This window comes from Gardnerella sp. c23Ub_4 (assembly GCF_055804115.1).
Window position 1 is genome coordinate 362,286 of record NZ_JANUYO010000001.1, and the last position, 19,686, is coordinate 381,971.

Genomic DNA, 19,686 nt, shown 5'->3' on the forward strand with positions numbered 1-19,686 from the left:
CTTATGACGTTCACTATTCAGTCTATCACACATTTTTAAGCAAATGCACAATTGTTGCACATGATGTTGCAGTCGTTGCCACAAAATAAAAAAGAACGTTGAAAAATCAACGTTCTTAAAGAGTGCGAACGGCGGGACTTGAACCCGCACGAGTATACACTCACTGCCACCTGAAGACAGCGCGTCTACCATTCCGCCACGTTCGCATACAGACCACAAAGCTACCATATTTGCGCGCTTTTAGCAAATACTACCCTTGTGTGTTGCGCTCCGAAGTGCATTCGACTTAGAGCGCGCTCACGTCTTTGCTTGGTATTGCGCGAGGTTTGAGTATTTCTCTCCTCGCAAGTGACGCGCACTTTTGCGGATAGTTTATGAACGTTAATATTCTAAGGTTTTAGGTTTTGGGATGGCGCTATTTATTGCTCGTAGAGAAATACATCAAACCTTCTGAATATCTAGAACTTTTGCGTGGTTTTCATCGCCGAGATTCTCGATTTTTCTTCTTCATTCGATGAATCACCATTTCATGCTGAGGTTCATCTCATTCAGTGCGAAAAATCTCGAATCTCTACTTCACTTGACGTAACCTATGTAATCTTGTAACGCGTGAACAGATGTGACGCACTTTGTACCATATTTGGCCTAAATCACGTACAAAACGCGGAAAAGCAGATCATGTTGCTGCGCGGTCAAAGCGCGCAGCAACAAGCAAACTATCCACGCGAGCCATTTTCGTAGTAGTGCGCAAGCGATTCGTCGCGGAAGTCTTCAAAATATCCGCCGTCAATCGACGCGCGAATGTCGTCTAGAAGTTTAACAAAGAATCGCTCGTTGTGAATAGTGGCAAGCGTGTATCCGTTCATCTCTTTAGCGCGCAGCAAATGGCTAACATACATGCGCGAATAATGCGTGCAAGTGTAGCAATCGCAGCCAGCTTCAAGCGGACCCTGATCGTGCTTAAATTCCGCGCGCTTTACGTTGTATCGCCCGTGGCGAGTAAAAATCGCGCCGTTTCTGCCGCATCGCGCAGGTGCCACGCAATCAAACGTGTCTCCGCCGTTTTCTACGCAAGCAAAAATGTCGTCAACTGCCGCGATTCCAAGCACGTGGCGAGGGCGATTTTCTGGCATGGCATCGCAAATCCAAGCGCAAGTATCTCCAATAATGCGCTTTTCGATTGCGCCGCCGATTCCAACGCCGTCAAAGTCGAGCGAAGCAATTTGTTCTGCCGCGCGCCTACGCAAATCCTCGTAATTTGCGCCTTGAACAACTCCATACAACGCCTGATATGGCTTTCCCAATCGCGTCTCGGTTAATCGCTTGTGTTCTGCAACGCATCGCTTGGCCCATCGGAAGGTGCGCTCAACAGACTCTTCTTGGTAGCGGCGAGTGTTCATAAGTGTTGTAAGCTCGTCGAAAGCAAACATAATATCTGCGCCAAGCTTGTGCTGAATTCCCATTGAGATTTCTGCGCTGAATCTATGAATCGAGCCGTTTAGAGGAGACTTAAAAGTGACGCCATCTTCGTCAACGAATGCCATGCGCTCTTTGCCAGCTGCGATTACGTCGTCGGACTTCATGCCCGTAACGTCCATTGCAAGCGTCTTTTTGAATCCTGCTCCAAGCGAAAGCACTTGGAATCCGCCAGAATCCGTAAAAGTTGGGCCATCCCAGTTCATAAACTTTGCAAGACCGCCAGCTTCGTCTAAAATGTCTTCGCCAGGGCGCTCATATAAATGGAATGCGTTAGAAAGCATGCATTGGCCGCCCAGGTCTTTTATTGACTCTGGTAGCACGGCCTTCATTGCGCCTTGAGTTGCAACTGGCACAAACGCAGGCGTGTGAATATCGCCATGAGGCGTGCGAATCACGCCAGTGCGGCCGTATCTGGCTCCGTCTTTTCCCTTGCCGTCTGCTGCATTTTCTAAACGCGTTTTTGTTGTAAACGAGAATTCGCTGCGATCTCCTGGCTTACCAGGCTCTGCTCCGCGTGGGTGTTCAATAAGATTAGTCATACCTTTTACTCTATTAGAAGGCATGACGATACGCGTAGAAGTTGCGGCATTGCGCGCGGAAAAGTCGCAAGCAGCCGTTCGTTAAATTTTACGTGTTTTTATAATTTTTATAAAAATAGTTAGCTAATTTATGGGTTATATGTGGTATTTATACGGCATTTATACTACTAAATATTCAGGTAATTTTAAGAGCGGCACGTTTAACTCGTATTGTAAACGCAAAATTGTGTAAAAATTGCACATTAATTGCATATTAGCTTGTATGAATTTGTGTAATCAGATTAGAGTATGCTTTGTAAAAGATTTAAGGAGGATTAATGGCTGACGATATTTACGATTCTAAGGCCTACGATTCTAGTGAAGAGCAAAATGGCAATGCTTCACAAAGCCAATCGGAGCCAACGAGTGTGCAGGAAAATCATGTGAATCCAGAGCAGATTTATAGACCAGCTCCCGAATACGGAGCGTATGGTCCTGTAGATGCTGGCGATGCTAATAGTGATGCAAATAAGAATAGCGGTGATTCTAATAATTTTGGCGAATCGTTGCAAAATCAAGAGCAAAATGGCGCGAGTAGTGCAAGTGTAGCAAATAGCGCAAATAGCCGTGATTATGAGAAATCAGAATATGGCAACGATTTAGATAACCCATTTTTGCCATATGGCGATCCATATAATAGCAATGGAGAGCAAAAGCAAACTAGATTCGGCAATCCTTACGATTTGAGCGATGATAATAGCGATGGTAATAGCGCGGATAATAGCGATGGTAATAGCGCGGATAATAGCGCGGATAATAGCGCGGAAAGTCAGCCTGCTGAAGCGCCAAATCAAGTGCTAAATCAAGCGCCAGGCCAAATGCCAGGCAAAACTCCAAATGTGGTTTATAAAAAGCGCGGGTTTAAGGCGGAATCTAAAGAAAACTCAACAATAATGGTGGCAATTGTGTCATCCATTATTTCTGCAATTGTGTGCGTTGTTGTAATGGCGTTTGTTCTCACTCAAGGCTTGATTCCTATTCCAGGCGCGGGAACACTTGCAGATGTGGGTGCGCAAAGTCCTTCAAAAGGAACAGCCGTAGTAAAAGGAGGTCAGTCTCCCGATTGGCGCTCGGTTGCTAAAAACGTTTCTGGCGGAGTTGTGTCTATTCAGGCGCGCAATAGCAAAAACATGAGCAAAGGCTCTGGCGCAATAATCGACAAGCAAGGTCATGTTGTTACAAACAACCACGTTATTGCTGGCATGCAACAGCTCCAAGTAACGCTTTCTAACGGTCAGATTTACAAGGCTAAGCTTGTTGGAACAGATAAAACTACTGATTTGGCTGTTCTTAAAGTAGACGGTTTGCCTAGCAGCGTAAAGCCAGTTGATTTTGCGGATTCGGACGCGCTCGCGGTTGGCCAGCCAATAATGGCAATCGGAAATCCACTTGGATACGACGATACTGCTACAACAGGCATTGTTTCTGCGCTTAATCGCCCAGTTTCTGTTATGGATGATCAAAGTCGTTCGGAAATCGTTACAAATGCTGTGCAAATTGATGCCGCAATCAACCCAGGTAATTCGGGCGGCCCAACTTTTGACGCTTCTGGAAAAGTGATTGGTATTAACTCGTCTATTGCTGCAACTTCTGCAAGAGGTGGCACAGCAGGTTCTATTGGAATCGGCTTTGCTATTCCATCTAACCTTGTTAAGCGCGTAGTAAACGAGATCATTAAGCATGGTTCTGTAAAGCACGTTGCTCTTGGAATTATGGTTAAAAGCGTAAATGTAACGCAAAATAACATTACGCGTGGCGGCGCTCAAGTGGCGTCTGTAACGCCTGGTGCTCCTGCTGCAAAAGGTGGAATGCGTGCTGGAGATACAATCGTAGCGTTTAATGGCAAGTCTGTTACAAGCAACTACTCGCTGCTTGGATTTGTGCGCGCTACCGCTTTGGGAGATAAAGCAACAATAACGGTTGTTCGCGGTAATGGAACTGTAAATCTAACAGTCAAGTTTAACCAAGAAGAAGCTGCGGTTAATGGAGCAACTCGTCAAGATCCTCGCTCGCTAAGAAAGCGCGGCAACAAGAAGCCTGATTCTTCCGATAAGAAGAGCCAGAATGGCAATGGCGGCGATTCTTCGGATGATGACGACGACACTTTGGATCAGCTTCCTAGAGGCGGAGACGACGATTCCGACGACGGTGGCATTTTTGACCCATTCGGTTTTTGGTAAACTGATACCATGACCTACAAAGATTTTAGCCAACTTGCATCGGAGCGGTTTTCTGCACGCGACTTTTTGAACAAGCCGATTGAGCAAAACGTTTTAGAGTCAATATTGCACACTGCTTCTCTTGCACCAAGCTGGAGCAACACAAGAGCTTATGCGCTTGCTATTGCGCAAGGCAGCAAAAAAGACAACATTGTAAAAGCTTATTTAGATAAGTGCAATGCAATGCTTAAAGCCAAAGATAAGAGCTTGAGCGAATCTGAGCGCGCTCAGTTTGCTCAAGAGTCAGCGCCTAATGGCGACGTTCCTGTTGCAAAGCCGTATCCTAGCGACTTAAAGCAGCGAAGCGCTAAACTCGGTCTAGCGTTATATTCGCATTTTAGGAATCGAAAGGCACGATTTTGCAGCCAGGAACGCCCATACGCGCAGGAATTTCGAGGCTTTTGGAGCGCCCGTTATTGGCTTTGTTTTAGCTAGGCGCGATTTTATGCCGTTTGCTGCAATGGACGCTGGCCTTATGTTGCAAACTCTGTTTCTTGCTGCTAAAGATTTAGGTGTTGACTCTTGCCCTCTTGGTGTTTTGTCAACTTGGCGGAGCCCATTAGACGCGGAGTTTGAAATTCCAGAAAACATGGAGCTTTTAACTGGATTTGCGCTTGGGTATGCTAGCGATTCGCATACAAACGAGTTTAGAGCCGAGCATCCAAAGATTGAGCTGCTGTAGCTGTTGTTTAGGGATTATTTAGTGGTTGTTTAGCGGTTGCTAAGTTTATTGCTTAGTGATTGCTAAACAACCGCTTTTGCCTATTTTATGTTCGATTTTCGCTCGTAAATAGTTGCAGTGCTTTCCCAAACAAGAGCTTTCCAAGATGTTTTAACGTTGGAAACAGTGTGCGCTTTGTAGTGCGAAATGTTGTAGTTTAATGCCAAGAAGTAGTACCACGGTTGGATGGATTCGCTAACAAAGAACTCTGGCTCGCCCTTTGCGGCGCACGCTGCCAACTCTTTTTCTTGCTGTTTTGCGCTAGAACTTTCGTTTGTTATAAAAGTCTTGTTTTTGTAGGCACAATCTATAAGATTCTTAGAAAAATAAGGGTTTGCGCCCACTAAAAGCCACGAATATTGGTGAGTGTCGATTTCTTCGTGCGAAATAACGTTTCTACTTTCGTCAACTTGCTCGTAATTATGGAGCCAAGATGCTACAAAACGCTTATTTTGCAAGTGATTGCTAGATATGTATTGCGCTACGGCTCTAGAAGGCGAATAGTCAAACAGAATGTCGTTTACGCAAGCGAACGCGTTCCAAATTAGGCTTGGTGCAAGGATTATTGAGATTAGTAAGTTGATTTTCAAAGCTTTGTTTTTTATAAATCTGGATTTAGTAGTGGCGATTTTAACAAAAATCGCAGGAATATCGTTGCTGCTAAGTGGCTCTTTTATGTGACTTATCCAAAGCACACTAAGCAAAAACACAAAGATTAGACCTGCGTGGTGAAGCGTAAAATAGCGAACAGCTACGATTGTAAGAACGAGATAAGGGATTACAAGAACTGCAAGAAGTTTTCTTCGCATGGTGATTTTAATTGCAAATGCCCAAATCGCAAGGCTAAACAGCGTGCATATTGCAATTGGCAAAAAGTCAAAAGGCATTCTTCGCATTGAAATATCGCCATAAAAGCTTGTAAACATGCTTTCGGAAGGCATTACGAATATAAAAGCAAAGCATTTTGCGATTGTTGAATTGCCATCAATCGTTGCGCGAGTGGCGAACGCGTTTTTTGCTGGCCATGCAAGAGCAAGGTTTGCAACGCCAAAAATGGCGATTAATCCCCAAGATATAAGTCGTGCCAAATTTGATGCGATTGACGGTATAATTGTTGCCTTAATCGCGTGAAAAATTGCATTAAAATCAAGAGTTTTATTGCGAGTTTTGCTAAGACCTTCGTTAAGGTTTTTGTTAATATTCTTGCTAAAAACTCGCCAAATCCAAGCAATCGTAAATCCTGCAGCAAACGCGATTCCATACACGCTAAGCAGGCACATAAACATAAGACTAATCGCAAGTTTGCAAGCGCTAGAAGTCTTAGAATCCGCACTATTCCAGTAATGTGCCGCTACTAGCAAGCTTAAGCAAAGCAAAGCAAAGCGTACGGTCTTGAAGTAACTCCGTATTGGAAGCAAGCAAAATAAGTAAACGGAATAAGAAAAGTTACAAGGCTACTTGCGTGCTTAAAAGGCGACTTAAAAATAAGCCACGCGCCAAGTAAGCTTGCGCAAACCAGCTGAATGCCCTTAATTCCAAACTCGTATGGAACGCCATTTTTGGCTGCAATCGCAAGTAAAAGATTCCAAAAAGGAGGGTGACCTTCGTAATGTGTTCTAATGCTAAAAATGCTTGCGATTGGCGAATCGCGCGCAATCAGCCAGCTTTGAGCTTCGTCGAACCAAGGTTCGTGGAAACACATTACGATTGCAATAATCGCAATGTATAGAACAAAAGCCAATAGCTGTGCCAATGTGCGCGCGTTATGTGAGCTTTGTAAATTGCGTAGCTTTAAAATCCGCATTACCGTTAACTCTTAAATCCGCAATACTCTTAATTGCAAACAATTGCTAATTTTGACTTAAAGCGGCAAGCCTACGCGCATTAGCAACAGCATACAAGCTGATTCCAGCAGCAACGGATGCGTTAAGCGATTCAACAGCGCTAGAAATTGGGATTCCAGCAATAGCATCGCAAGCTTCGCGCGTTAGGCGACTCATGCCTTTGCCTTCGCTTCCAAGAACTACAACAAGCGGATCGGTTTCAAAGCCAGTTTCGCCAACAAGCTTGTCTCCGCCGCCGTCCAGGCCAATCACGTACCATCCGCGCTCGCGCAAACCTTGAATCGCCTTGTTTAAATTCACAACGCGAGCAACAGGCAAGTGCGCTGCGGCTCCTGCAGAAACCTTCCAAGCTGCAGCCGTAACAGATGCGCTTCTGCGCTCTGGCAAAATTACGCCATTTGCGCCAAAAGCGGCTGCGGATCGAATAACAGCACCAAGATTTTGCGGATCGGTAACTCCGTCTAGCGCTATAAACAATGGGCGTGCGTTAATGCGTGCAGATGCAGAATCCGCTGCTTCCATAGCGCGAGCCTTCTTTTCTGCGCGATCAACAAGCTCTTGCAACGAAGAGTATTGATAAGGCTGCACCTTTAAAATAATGCCCTGATGATTAGTGCTGTGAGCAATGCGATCCATCTCCAGGCGATCTGCCTCCAAAAGTCGCAAGCCTTGCATGCCAGCAAGCTTAACGATTTCGCGCGTGCGATCGTCGTGCTCAATGCGATTTGCAACATAAAGCTGCGTGCTAGGAACGCCTACGCGCAAAGCTTCAAGAGCTGCGTTTCGCCCAATAACCAACTCATCGCTATCTGTGCCCAACTTATCTACTCTGCGTCTTGCAGCCAAACGCGGATCTGCAAAAGTGCGCTTAATCGCAGCTTTTTTAGCGAAATAAGCTTTATGATAAACGCGATCTTCTGCCTTAGGAGTAGGCCCCTTGCCGCGCAATGCGTTACGATGTTTTCCACCCGACCCCTTGGTCGGTCCTTTTTTCATAGCCATATTCTTATTCTCACACGCCCCCGAGGCATTAGTATTTGGCGCTTTATGTGGCATAATAGAACGGTACTTAATTATTGTTATTGCAATAATCCACAACCGCGCAATAATCAAGATTTTGAGTTAACTTTGCATAAATCTTGATTATTGACTACTCCGCGGCGCTCCCAAGGGGGAAAATATGGTTGATCAAAGCGATCAATCCAAAGATCCGTCATTGCAAGACGCACAAAGTGTTGCAGATGCGCTTAATGTAAATGTTTCTACTGGTCTAAGTAGCGATGAGGCTTCTAGAAGGCTCGCGCAATTTGGCCCGAATGCTCTAGCTGGTGCTCCTAAAACGCCAGCGTGGAAAAGGTTCCTCGAACAGTTTAAAGATCCGCTTGTTTACTTGCTTATAGCGGCAACTATTATTTCCGCAATCGCATGGTTTGTTGAGCGCGCACAGCATGGTGGCGAAAGTGGCGGCGAAGTTTTGCCGTTTGACTCAATAGTTATAATCGTGATTCTTATAGCAAATGCAGTTTTGGGCTATATTCAAGAGTCGCGCGCGCAAGAAGCGGTTGAGGCGCTGGCAAAAATGAGCGCTCCACAAACGTCTGTTCTTAGAGATGGGCGAGTTATGCGCATAGATACAGCGGATGTTGTGCCTGGAGATATTTTGGTTCTTGGCGAAGGCGATGCTGTTTCTGCAGATGCAAGGCTTATTGCAGCAGCTTCTTTGCGCGTTGCGGAAGCAAGCCTTACGGGAGAATCGGTTGCCGTTAGCAAGCGTCCAGAAACTCTAGCTTCGCCAAAGTCTTTGGCAGACCGCACAAACATGGTGTTTAATGGCACTGCCGTAACGCAAGGCACTGGCCGCGCAATCGTCACGTCTACTGGCATGAAAACTCAGGTTGGAAAAATCGCGGATATGCTTTCTAGCGCGCAAGAAGAAGCCACGCCTCTCGAGAAGGAGATGGTTCGCGTATCTAAGGTTCTTGGAATCGCAGTGTGTATTATTGCAGCCGTTGTGCTTGCGTCTATGTGGGCTCTTGAAGGCTTCCACACTATTGAAGACGTTATAGATTCTTTGCTTCTTTCTGTTTCTCTTGCTGTTGCTGCTGTTCCAGAAGGCTTGGCTGCTATTTTAACGGTTGTTCTTGCTTTGGGCGTTCAGCGCATGGTAAAGCATCATGCTGTTGTTAAAAAGCTTTCGTCTGTAGAAACTCTTGGCTCTGCATCTGTTATTTGCTCCGACAAAACGGGTACTCTAACTAGAAACGAGATGACTGTTGAGCGTGTTATAACGCCTAGCGGCCAAGTACAGCTTACGGGTAGCGGATATAAGCCAGAAGGACGAATGGTTTTGCTGGGTTCTTTAGATGCGGATTTGGCGGTTCCTCCAGCTCTAGCTACAGAGGTGATTGGTGCGCTCGGATCTGGGTATTTAGCAAACGATGGCGATTTGCACTACAATGAATCGTCTGACGCATGGCAGCCAGTTGGCGACCCTACCGAGGTTTCGCTTATTGTTGCGGCTCGCAAAACCAAGGCAGACAAGCGTTACGCGCATCTTAGTCGCGTTGCGGAAGTGCCATTTACTTCTGAGCGCAAACGCATGTCTGTTGTTGTTAAAGACGATTCGGATTCTGGGAATCTTATTGTTTGCGCAAAAGGCGCTCCAGATGTTTTGCTTTCTTATTGCACGCGAATCGCAGTAGCTGGCGCTGTTCGTCCGCTTACAGAAGGAGACCGCGAAGAAATTCTTGCAAATGTGGAAAAGCTCTCTGGCGAAGCTTATCGCACGCTTGCAATGGCGTATAGGCCGCTTGGCGTAGATAGTTTAGCTAAAGTTAGCGGCATGGTTTCTAATGCTGCTGGCCAAATCGCAGATGTTGCTGAGCAAAGCGACGTTTTGGAATCTGATTTGATTTGGAACGGCATGGTTGCGATTATTGATCCTCCTAGAATCGAAGTTCGAGATAGCGTTGCTCAAGCGCATCGTGCTGGAATCCGAACTGTTATGATTACTGGCGACCATCCGCTTACGGCTGCTCGAATCGCTAGCGACCTTGGCATTATTGGAAAAGATGAGCATGCTCTTACTGGCGATGAGCTTGACGAGTTGCTTTCTAGAGATGACGACAATATTGCTTTCGACGATGCTATTAGCAAAGTGAGCGTGTATGCGCGAGTTGCTCCAGAACACAAGCTTGCGATTGTTTCCTCGCTACAAAGGCAAGGCAATATTGTTGCTATGACTGGTGATGGCGTAAACGATGCTCCTGCTGTAAAGTCGGCAGATATTGGCGTTGCAATGGGCATTACGGGTACGGAAGTCACTAAAGAATCCGCCAAGATGATTTTGGCAGATGACAACTTCTCTACAATCGTCGCAGCTGTGCGCGAAGGTCGCGGAATTTTCGACAATATTCGTAAATTCTTGAGATATTTGCTTAGCTCCAACGTTGGCGAAGTGTTCACCGTGTTTGGTGGTGTAGTGTTTGCTGGCGCTTTGGGAATTACGCAGCCAAACTCTGTAGGCGTGATTTTGCCTTTGCTCGCAACGCAGCTTTTGTGGATTAATTTGCTTACGGACGCGGCTCCTGCGCTCGCAATGGGTGTTGATCCGCAAACGGATGACGTTATGAATAGGCGTCCGCGAAGACTTACGGATAGCGTTATTGATAAGCCAATGTGGGGAGACATTGTGTTTATTGGCGTGATTATGGCAGCTATAACGTTGATTGGCATGGATATGCATTTGGCTGGCGGATTGTTTACAGACCGCTCCACAACTGTTTTAACTCATGCTGCCCAAATGACTCATGCGCGCACAATGGGCTTCACTATTCTTGTGTTTGCTCAAATGCTTAATGCTCTTGCATCTCGCTCGCATTTGCAAAGCGTGTTTGTTGGCTTGTTTGCAAATCGTTGGCTTTGGGGCGCAATCGCAGTTTCCGTAGTGTTGCAGCTTGCTGTAATTTATATACCATTCCTTAATGGTCCGTTTGGCACAGTTCCGCTCGACTTTATGGAGTGGGTGGAGTGCCTTGGGCTTTCAATGGTTGTGCTTATTGCTTCGGAGTTAAGAAAGTGCGTTTTGCGATTTATTGCTAAGCGCAAAGGCGAATCTTCTGTTGCAATATCTGCCTAATATTTTCGACCGCGGCACGCGCTACACTTGGCATATAAGTGTGTTTAAGTGTTTGTTTTACGAAGTTTTATCGCAAGGAGATTTGACGTTATGCTGTTGTCTGATCGCGACATTCTCAAAGCTCATGACGAGGGTCATATTGATTTGACTCCATGGACCCCACAAATGGTGCAGCCTGCGTCGATTGATGTGCGGCTCGACCGATTCTTCCGCTTGTTCAATAATCACGCTTACACGTACGTGGATCCTGCGGAAAACCAGGGGGAGTTGACTGAGCAGTTTGCGGTTGCACCAAATGAGCCTTGGATTTTGCATCCTGGCGAGTTTGCGCTTGGCTCCACTTGGGAGTATGTGAAGTTGGATTCCACGATTGCTGCGCGCTTAGAGGGCAAAAGCTCGCTTGGCCGTCTTGGAATTTTGACTCATTCCACAGCTGGCTTTATTGACCCAGGTTTCGAAGGTCACATTACTTTGGAGCTTTCAAACGTTAGTACGCTGCCAGTTAAATTGTGGCCAGGAATGAAGATTGGGCAAATGTGCTTCTTTAAGCTGAGTTCTCCATGTGAGAATCCTTACGGTTCTTCTGTTAACGGATCTCACTATCAAGGTCAGCGCGGTCCAACTCCGTCTAGGTCTTACGAGAACTTCTATCGCGCAAATTTGGAAGATTAGTCTTAATTAAGATTTGATTAGTCTTGATTAGCCTCGATTAGTATTGATTTTTAAGAAAAATCAGGGGAAAAGTAGAAAACTTTCAGCAAGTTATCAGCTAGTTCACTAGCAGCGCTAAGGATTGTGTGTTTTCATAATATTAGTGAAAAACTTAAAAGGTAATTCACGAAAGCTTATTCATATTTTTTCCTTAAATTTAGACCCCAGTCCAAGCGGCTGGGGTTAAATTTTTATATAGTCTTCGCGCGTTTATAAATGCCAAAGCTGTGCCGTATGCTGTAGTTATGACTAATCATAACGGTGTGATCTCTAGTGAGTTCGACAACGGCGAATTTAACAATAATGATTTTGGCAGCGAAGACAATGCTTCTGGAGCTTCAAATGGACTTCATGCTGGCCGCGAATCTAGTGTTGTTCCAGGCAGATTCGGCGAAGATTTGCATGTAAGCGTTGCTAAGTATTCTCGAAGCGAAGCATCTGCATACGCCACAAGGCCTCTTCTTTTGCTGTTGCACGGATGGGGTTCAAACGAGGACGATTTGCTTGACTTAATGCGCGTTGTGGCACCTTATAACGATGCGATTTCTTTGCGTGCTCCACTTCGCTTGGCTCAAGGCGCTTACAGTTGGTTCCATGATGCTGTGCCTAATGGAGATGACTTAGACCGAGATATGTATGCTGCGGCTGCTGCGATTGATGAGTGGGTTGCGGCGAACGTTCCCGAAGACCGCGCTGTTGTGCCATTCGGTTTTTCGCAAGGTGCGGCTCTTGCGATTCATGTTCTTAGGCTTAATCCAGATCGCTACCGCGCATCCGTTGCGCTTTCTGGCTTTGTAGCTCCTAATATTGCTAAAGATATTTCTCTTAACGACGACGTTCTTGCGGATCTTAACACGCCTGTTTTCTTTGGCTACGGCTTGGATGATGCTGTTATTGCTCCTTACGAGTTTTCTGCGGCTGCAGCCTGGCTTGAGGAGCATACGTGGCTCGAAGAGAAGCGTTACCGCGGGCTTGACCACGCAGTTCACATGGAAGAACTTGGCGATATTCGCTCTTGGTTTGCGTTGCACAATATTTCTTCGGGGTTAATGTGACTTTCAGCGCGCGCGAATATGTTTCACTCATGCAAGAGGCATTGCGACTTGCACAAGTTGCTGCCGATTGTGGAGAAGTTCCAGTTGGCGCTGTTGTTGTAGATGGTTCTGGTGCGATTATTGGCCGCGGCTCTAATCTTCGCGAGCAAGACGCGGACCCTCTTTCTCACGCAGAAATTCTTGCGATTAGGCAGGCGGCAGATGTGCGCAAGTCTTGGAATCTTAGCGATTGCACGCTTGTTGTTACTTTGGAACCTTGTCCAATGTGCGCTGGCGCGATTTTACAAACGCATATTAGTCGCGTTGTTTTTGGCGCATGGGATTCAAAACTTGGCGCATGCGGATCTGTTTGGGATATTTTGCGAGATCCTCATATTGGCTCGCATCCGCAAGTTTTTGGCTCCGTTTGCGAATCGCAGTGTGTGCAATTATTGCGTAATTTTTTCGAAAATCATAGATAAAACTGAATAATTTTTTAATTAGAAACGCTGTAAAGATGTAATTAGAAAAATTTTGACATTTTCAAAAAACTGTGTAATATGCTATAAAAACCAAAGAGCAGTTGACTGATTGTTTTTCACTCATTCGGTCTTCTGCTTTTTGTTATATTCGTGGTCGCTTGCGCGTAATCCATATAAATGAAATTTATGAATTTATGTATGGGCGCCACTTTACCTACAGGGAGGTGTCATTATGAGTGACATGAAATATGCAATGATCGGTTCGGGCGCTATGGGATATCGCTATGGCGTTTTGTTGCAGGAGACGGCTGGTATTCATGTTGATTTTATTGATGCCTGGGATGAAAATGTGAATAAAGTCCGCGAGCAAGGTGGAGTAATGGTTAGTCGTGACCATGAAAATCGCCATCTTGTGCCAATCAATATGTATACTCCAGAAGATTATGACGGCGATCCAGACGTGTGGATTGTGTTTATGAAGCAGATGCAGCTTGCGGAGATGTTGGAGCGATGCAAGCCTTTGTTTAAGGATCATCAGGTTGTGTTCGCTGCAATGAACGGTTGGGGTCATTTTGAAAAGCTTCAGCAATATTTCTCGGACGATCGAATTTACGGCGGTACCGCAATGATTGCAACTGTTCTGAATGGTCCTGGAGACGTTGATTTTATTGGTAAAGTTGGCGTTGGTACAATGAATATGTGCGCGTTGAACGAGCAAGTGAGCAATGTTGAGCTTGCTATGCGTGATGATTTTCAAGCTGCTGGCTTGAATCCTACTATTACGGAAGATTTCAAGGGCACGTGCATGGCGAAGGTAGTTTTTAATTCCGTAGTTAATACTTTGTGCACAATGTATCAGATTCAGATGGGTCAGTTTATTTCGTATCCAGGGGCTATGGATATGGCTCGCCAACTTATTAACGAAGCGTACGACGTGTGCGATCGCGCAGGAATCCGTATGGTCAATACTCGTCAGCAAGAGCTGGAGGCTATTGACTATGTGAGCCGTGTTGCAAATCCTTTGCACTATCCTTCAATGTACCAAGATATGAGTCGCGGTCGCAAAACAGAGGTTGATTATATAAACGGATATATTGCGAAGCTTGGTCGCGAAAATGACTACGTGTGCCGCACTCACGAGTTCTTGACTCACGGAGTTCATTTGGCGGAGCTTGCATTTAGATTACATAATCAGCAATAATTTAGATAGTATCTCTATAGCTCTTACAATGAATGAGAAGGAGGCGCGGCTCGCGGTTTTACTGCGGGTCGCTTTTTATATTGTTAGTGCTTAAAAAATGTGCTTGTAAGATAGTTAAAGTATAGAATTGTAAACGTTGTGAATAATAAAAATAAATAATAAAAATATTAATGGGGTTTATATGACTACTTTTAATAGAGCGAACTTGCCGCAATCTGTGCGCACAAACGGCGCTACGCCAAACCCTTGGTGGGCAAATGCAGTTGTGTATCAGATTTATCCGCGAAGCTTCCAAGACACTAACGGCGACGGAATAGGCGATTTGAAGGGCATTACTTCGCGTCTTGACTATTTGGCTGATTTAGGTGTCGACGTGCTTTGGCTTAGCCCTGTTTACAAGTCTCCACAAGACGATAACGGCTACGATATTTCCGATTATCAAGATATTGATCCGCTTTTTGGAACTTTGGAAGATATGGACGAGCTTTTGGCAGAAGCGCACAAGCGCGGCCTTAAAGTTGTTATGGATTTAGTAGTAAATCACACTTCCGACGAGCATGCGTGGTTCCAGGCTTCAAGAGATGCTTCTAGCGACTACGCGGATTGGTATTGGTGGAGGCCAGCACGCAAAGGATGTGTGCCTGGAGAACCAGGTGCGGAGCCAAATAAGTGGGGTTCGTATTTTGGCGGCTCGGCGTGGACGTATGATCCAAAGCGCGGCGAATATTACTTCCATCAGTATTCGCCAAAGCAGCCAGATTTGAATTGGGAAAATCCTGCCGTTCGCGCTGCAGTGTACAAGATGATGAATTGGTGGATGGATCGCGGAATTGACGGCTTCCGCATGGATGTAATTACGCAAATTTCTAAGCGCATAGATAGCGAAGGGCGTTTGCCTGGAGAATACGGTTCGCAGATTGAAGATGCGCCAGCAGGCGATGACGGCTACTCTTCACCGTATTTCTTCTGCTCCGATGGCCCTCGCTTAGACGAGTTTTTGCGCGAGATGCGCGAAGCGGTTTTCAAGGGTCGCGAAGGTTTCTTAACTGTTGGCGAAGCTCCTGGAATTTCCGCGCATCGAAACACTTATATTACAAATCCTGCTAATGGCGAGCTAGACATGCTTTTCTTGTTTGATCAAGTTAATGTTGATTGCGCAAATGGAACTAAGTGGAATCCTATTCCTCTTAAGTTGACGGCATTAAAGCGCGCAATGACGGATCAGCAGCAAGCAGTTAGCGAGGCTGGTTGGGCGAGCCTGTTCTTTAATAATCACGATCAGCCGCGTGCGCTTTCTCGCTGGGGTAGTGAGGCTAGTGATGAGATGCGCGTGCTTTCTGCTAAGGCGATTGCAATGCTTCTTCATATGCATCGCGGTACTCCGTACGTGTATCAGGGTGAAGAAATTGGCATGACAAACGCGCACTTTACGCGTCTTGAGCAGTATCGCGATTTGGAAGCGTTGAATATGTTTAAGCAGCGCGTAGAAGAAGCGCATATTCAGTCTGCGGAGTCTATGATGGATGCGCTCGCAAAGCGCGGTCGCGATAATTCTCGAACTCCAATGCAGTGGAATGCGTCTAAATATGCGGGATTCATGCCTTTTAATGTTCCGTCGCAAAATAATGCGCAGCCGTGGATTAGCGTGAATCCTAATTATGTAGATATTAATGCGGCGGAGCAAATGGAAGATTCGGATTCCGTTTACTCGTTCTACAAGCGTTTGATTGAGTTGCGTCATTTGCAGCCTGTTGTTTCGGCTGGTTCTTGGAATTTGGTTGATGCGGATGACGAGTGCGTTTACGCGTTTATTAGGCAGGTTGAGCAGACTTGTGATAATGCTAAGGCAGATGTGGCAGATGAGGCAGGTCTTGAGCATGGTGTGAGTTCTTCAAGCGCGGTTGCTTGCGATTTGCCTTGTGCTTCTGTAAAGAAGTTGCTCGTAATGGTAAATATGACGGATTCATCTGTAGCAATACCTGCTCAAAGTGCCGAATTGTTGCGTAATATCGCCTCTAACGGCGCATCGTATGATGATGTGATGATTTCTACGTACAGCGCGGATCATGCCCTTAAATCGCTTAAAAATGGCACGCTTGCGCCGTGGGAGGGAATTGCCGTTAGCTTGCAATAATTATTTTGGAGTTACTTTGCAATAGTTACTTTGCAATAGTTTCGTCTACTAACTTTGGCAGAGCCTTTGCAATATCTTCGCGTATTATGCGCTCTGCCAAATGATCGTATTGCGTAGCGCCCAGGTTCATTATTGTAATCGGCACTCCTGCGCGAGCAGCTAGTGGCACAAGGCTTGCGGCTGGAAACACTTCTAGCGTGGAGCCAATAACCCACAGCTCGCTTGCGTGCATAATCGCCTGCGCGCTGCGTTCCATTGCGCCTTCGGGCAGAGCTTCCCCAAAATATACAACGTCCGTTTTTATAAGACCGTTGCAAGGCATGTTTCCGCGGTACGGCAGCGCGCGCCTGCAATGTGGATCTGGGTGTACGTTTAAGTCGCGCATAATGTCTGCTGTATTGTAGCTTGCGTGGCAGCTCATGCAATGAGATGTTCCAATGCTTCCGTGCAAGTTCACTACAATGTCTGTGCTGTTTCCAGCTTTTTCGTGAAGCGCATCAAAGTTTTGAGTGGCGATTAAGTCCAGCATCCCAGCTTTCTCAAGTTTTACTAGCGATTTATGTGCTGTTCCTGGCTGAGCGTTCCAAACTGGCGATTCTTTTTGCCATCGCCAAGAGTAAATGCGTTCTTCTTCGCTGCTTAAAAATGCGTCAATGTCGTAAACGCTCATTTGCTCTGGGTGTTTAGTCCAAACTCCATCTGGGCCACGAAAGTCTGGAATACCCGCGCTTGTAGATATTCCTGCGCCTGTTAGCGCAACAATGTGATGGTGTGCGCTGCCCTTGCTGTTTTTCTCGCTATTTCTCATATACCTATATATAGCACGCGCACATGTTGTGTGCATATATGTAGTTGTTTGATTGCGTTGTGTATTTTGTATTGCGTTGTGTATTTTGTATTTTGCTTATGTTGATTGCGCGACACTCCCGTGTTTTGGTTTTTGGGGGTGTTTTTCTTGTTTTTTTGGATTATTTTTGTTGTGTTTTTGTTGGTGTTTGGTTGCTGGCGACTTTTTATCGTGTTTTAGCCGTGTTTGCGACACTCCGATGGATGCTAGTGTTTTCAATGGTTTTGGCTTGTTGGTTTGGGTGTGATTTGCTTTTGGGCTTGCTTTGGTGTAAGTTTATCTCTTGCTGCTCAGCGCGGCTGGTTCTCCTCGGTTGAGGTTGATGAGCCGGCTGGTGTGGTGGTGGTTTGAGAACTCAAGAGCGTGTCTGTACTACTTATTTAGTTAATTATTGCCAGTTCATTGTCAGCCTCACAGATTGTGGGGTGCCTGAGAGATGGTTAAATGATGGTGAGGTTTTTTGTTGGGATGTTCTTTCCTTAAAGAATGTCTCGTCTTTTTCTTTTATATTGGAGCCTTATGTTGGCTCTTCATTGAAGTTTTTCGTGGAGGGTTCGATTCTGGCTCAGGATGAACGCTGGCGGCGTGCTTAACACATGCAAGTCGAACGGGATCCGACCAGCTTGCTGGTTGGTGAGAGTGGCGAACGGGTGAGTAATGCGTGACCAACCTGCCCCATGCTCCAGAATAGCTCTTGGAAACGGGTGGTAATGCTGGATGCTCCAACTTGACGCATGTCTTGTTGGGAAAGTGTTTAGTGGCATGGGATGGGGTCGCGTCCTATCAGCTTGTAGGCGGGGTAATGGCCCACCTAGGCTTCGACGGGTAGCCGGCCTGAGAGGGCGGACGGCCACATTGGGACTGAGATACGGCCCAGACTCCTACGGGAGGCAGCAGTGGGGAATATTGCGCAATGGGGGAAACCCTGACGCAGCGACGCCGCGTGCGGGATGAAGGCCTTCGGGTTGTAAACCGCTTTTGATTGGGAGCAAGCTTTCGGGTGAGTGTACCTTTCGAATAAGCGCCGGCTAACTACGTGCCAGCAGCCGCGGTAATACGTAGGGCGCAAGCGTTATCCGGAATTATTGGGCGTAAAGAGCTTGTAGGCGGTTCGTCGCGTCTGGTGTGAAAGCCCATCGCTTAACGGTGGGTTTGCGCCGGGTACGGGCGGGCTAGAGTGCAGTAGGGGAGACTGGAATTCTCGGTGTAACGGTGGAATGTGTAGATATCGGGAAGAACACCAATGGCGAAGGCAGGTCTCTGGGCTGTTACTGACGCTGAGAAGCGAAAGCGTGGGGAGCGAACAGGATTAGATACCCTGGTAGTCCACGCCGTAAACGGTGGACGCTGGATGTGGGGCCCATTCCACGGGTTCTGTGTCGGAGCTAACGCGTTAAGCGTCCCGCCTGGGGAGTACGGCCGCAAGGCTAAAACTCAAAGAAATTGACGGGGGCCCGCACAAGCGGCGGAGCATGCGGATTAATTCGATGCAACGCGAAGAACCTTACCTGGGCTTGACATGTGCCTGATGACTGCAGAGATGTGGTTTCCCTTCGGGGCAGGTTCACAGGTGGTGCATGGTCGTCGTCAGCTCGTGTCGTGAGATGTTGGGTTAAGTCCCGCAACGAGCGCAACCCTCGCCCTGTGTTGCCAGCGGGTTATGCCGGGAACTCACGGGGGACCGCCGGGGTTAACTCGGAGGAAGGTGGGGATGACGTCAGATCATCATGCCCCTTACGTCCAGGGCTTCACGCATGCTACAATGGCCGGTACAACGGGATGCGACATGGTGACATGGAGCGGATCCCTTAAAACCGGTCTCAGTTCGGATCGTAGTCTGCAACTCGACTACGTGAAGGCGGAGTCGCTAGTAATCGCGAATCAGCAACGTCGCGGTGAATGCGTTCCCGGGCCTTGTACACACCGCCCGTCAAGTCATGAAAGTGGGCAGCACCCGAAGCCGGTGGCCTAACCCTTTTGGGATGGAGCCGTCTAAGGTGAGGCTCGTGATTGGGACTAAGTCGTAACAAGGTAGCCGTACCGGAAGGTGCGGCTGGATCACCTCCTTTCTACGGAGTTTTTGTGCACGCTCGGTTTGAGTGTGGTTACTGGTGTGGAAAACAATAGTTAACGTTTTTTGTGTGAGTATGTTGGGCATGCTTTTGGGTTCCCGGATTGCCACCCCCCTTTTTTGTTTGGGGTTGCGGTCCTAGCCCTTGGATTACAGGTTGAGGCTTTTTGGTTTTGGCTTGTGTTCTTGGTGTTTGGTGGTTTGAGAACTGGATAGTGGACGCGAGT

The 19,686-nt window shown here is 46.8% G+C and carries 10 protein-coding genes, 1 tRNA gene, 1 rRNA gene and 2 pseudogenes; 9 read left to right on the forward strand and 5 right to left on the reverse strand.

Translation table 11 applies throughout. The features are described 5' to 3' along the window. Positions 1-123: 123 nt before the first annotated feature. A tRNA-Leu gene (locus NYP67_RS01600) sits at positions 124-206 on the reverse strand. 510 nt (positions 207-716) lie between these two features. Continuing rightward, positions 717-2,042: a tRNA guanosine(34) transglycosylase Tgt gene (gene tgt / locus NYP67_RS01605; RefSeq protein ID WP_196485397.1), complete on the reverse strand. Its 1,326-nt coding sequence runs from the start codon at positions 2,040-2,042 to the stop codon at positions 717-719. Positions 2,043-2,335: 293 nt separating this feature from the next. On the opposite strand from tgt, the gene NYP67_RS01610 reads away from it, so the two are divergent. Continuing rightward, positions 2,336-4,237, forward strand: a complete 1,902-nt coding sequence (locus NYP67_RS01610) for a S1C family serine protease (RefSeq protein ID WP_473411112.1) — start codon at positions 2,336-2,338, stop codon at positions 4,235-4,237. A 9-nt stretch (positions 4,238-4,246) separates the two neighbouring features. Continuing rightward, positions 4,247-4,958: pseudogene (locus NYP67_RS01615) on the forward strand (nitroreductase family protein). 80 nt (positions 4,959-5,038) lie between these two features. Here the strand turns inward: NYP67_RS01615 and NYP67_RS01620 are convergent. Together NYP67_RS01620 and rlmB are read right to left on the reverse strand one after the other, a co-directional pair. Continuing rightward, positions 5,039-6,801: pseudogene (locus NYP67_RS01620) on the reverse strand (ABC transporter ATP-binding protein). Positions 6,802-6,847: 46 nt separating this feature from the next. Further along, on the reverse strand, positions 6,848-7,843 hold the full coding sequence (gene rlmB, locus NYP67_RS01625; protein ID WP_128831932.1) for a 23S rRNA (guanosine(2251)-2'-O)-methyltransferase RlmB: 996 nt from the start codon (positions 7,841-7,843) through the stop codon (positions 6,848-6,850). A gap of 178 nt (positions 7,844-8,021) precedes the next feature. Between rlmB and NYP67_RS01630 the strand changes: the two genes are divergently transcribed. The 6 genes from NYP67_RS01630 (at position 8,022) to NYP67_RS01655 (ending at position 16,541) form a co-directional block, all read left to right on the forward strand. Beyond that, positions 8,022-10,979 (forward strand): cation-translocating P-type ATPase, encoded by a 2,958-nt coding sequence (locus NYP67_RS01630; RefSeq protein WP_473411113.1) that lies wholly within the window; start codon positions 8,022-8,024, stop codon positions 10,977-10,979. A 90-nt stretch (positions 10,980-11,069) separates the two neighbouring features. Then, positions 11,070-11,651, forward strand: coding sequence for a dCTP deaminase (gene dcd / locus NYP67_RS01635; protein WP_016635257.1), 582 nt, complete (start codon positions 11,070-11,072; stop codon positions 11,649-11,651). A gap of 284 nt (positions 11,652-11,935) precedes the next feature. Further along, positions 11,936-12,745: an alpha/beta hydrolase gene (locus tag NYP67_RS01640; protein ID WP_473411114.1), complete on the forward strand. Its 810-nt coding sequence runs from the start codon at positions 11,936-11,938 to the stop codon at positions 12,743-12,745. Beyond that, positions 12,742-13,206: a nucleoside deaminase gene (locus tag NYP67_RS01645; RefSeq protein WP_415704308.1), complete on the forward strand. Its 465-nt coding sequence runs from the start codon at positions 12,742-12,744 to the stop codon at positions 13,204-13,206. The genes NYP67_RS01640 and NYP67_RS01645 overlap by 4 nt, the downstream gene beginning before the upstream one ends. Before the next feature lie 232 nt (positions 13,207-13,438). Further along, positions 13,439-14,407 carry a ketopantoate reductase family protein gene (locus NYP67_RS01650; RefSeq protein ID WP_060785743.1) on the forward strand — a complete coding sequence of 323 codons (969 nt, stop codon included), beginning with the start codon at positions 13,439-13,441 and terminating at the stop codon, positions 14,405-14,407. 181 nt (positions 14,408-14,588) lie between these two features. Further along, positions 14,589-16,541 (forward strand): alpha-glucosidase, encoded by a 1,953-nt coding sequence (locus NYP67_RS01655; protein WP_473411115.1) that lies wholly within the window; start codon positions 14,589-14,591, stop codon positions 16,539-16,541. A 25-nt stretch (positions 16,542-16,566) separates the two neighbouring features. Here the strand turns inward: NYP67_RS01655 and NYP67_RS01660 are convergent, their stop codons facing one another. Further along, complete coding sequence (locus tag NYP67_RS01660; protein WP_473411116.1) at positions 16,567-17,349, reverse strand: SIR2 family NAD-dependent protein deacylase; 783 nt, start codon at positions 17,347-17,349, stop codon at positions 16,567-16,569. 581 nt (positions 17,350-17,930) lie between these two features. On the opposite strand from NYP67_RS01660, the gene NYP67_RS01665 reads away from it, so the two are divergent. After that, positions 17,931-19,457: ribosomal RNA gene (locus NYP67_RS01665) — 16S ribosomal RNA — on the forward strand. Positions 19,458-19,686: the final 229 nt, after the last annotated feature.

What these genes read in the sequence shown, in the direction of transcription:
- NYP67_RS01610 (WP_473411112.1), top strand. Translation starts at nt 2,336, where the DNA reads ATGGCTGACGATATTTACGATTCTAAGGCCTACGATTCTAGTGAAGAG.
- NYP67_RS01660 (WP_473411116.1), bottom strand. Translation starts at nt 17,349, where the DNA reads ATGAGAAATAGCGAGAAAAACAGCAAGGGCAGCGCACACCATCACATT.
- NYP67_RS01630 (WP_473411113.1), top strand. Translation starts at nt 8,022, where the DNA reads ATGGTTGATCAAAGCGATCAATCCAAAGATCCGTCATTGCAAGACGCA.
- tgt (WP_196485397.1), bottom strand. Translation starts at nt 2,042, where the DNA reads ATGCCTTCTAATAGAGTAAAAGGTATGACTAATCTTATTGAACACCCA.
- rlmB (WP_128831932.1), bottom strand. Translation starts at nt 7,843, where the DNA reads ATGGCTATGAAAAAAGGACCGACCAAGGGGTCGGGTGGAAAACATCGT.
- NYP67_RS01650 (WP_060785743.1), top strand. Translation starts at nt 13,439, where the DNA reads ATGAGTGACATGAAATATGCAATGATCGGTTCGGGCGCTATGGGATAT.
- NYP67_RS01655 (WP_473411115.1), top strand. Translation starts at nt 14,589, where the DNA reads ATGACTACTTTTAATAGAGCGAACTTGCCGCAATCTGTGCGCACAAAC.
- NYP67_RS01640 (WP_473411114.1), top strand. Translation starts at nt 11,936, where the DNA reads ATGACTAATCATAACGGTGTGATCTCTAGTGAGTTCGACAACGGCGAA.
- dcd (WP_016635257.1), top strand. Translation starts at nt 11,070, where the DNA reads ATGCTGTTGTCTGATCGCGACATTCTCAAAGCTCATGACGAGGGTCAT.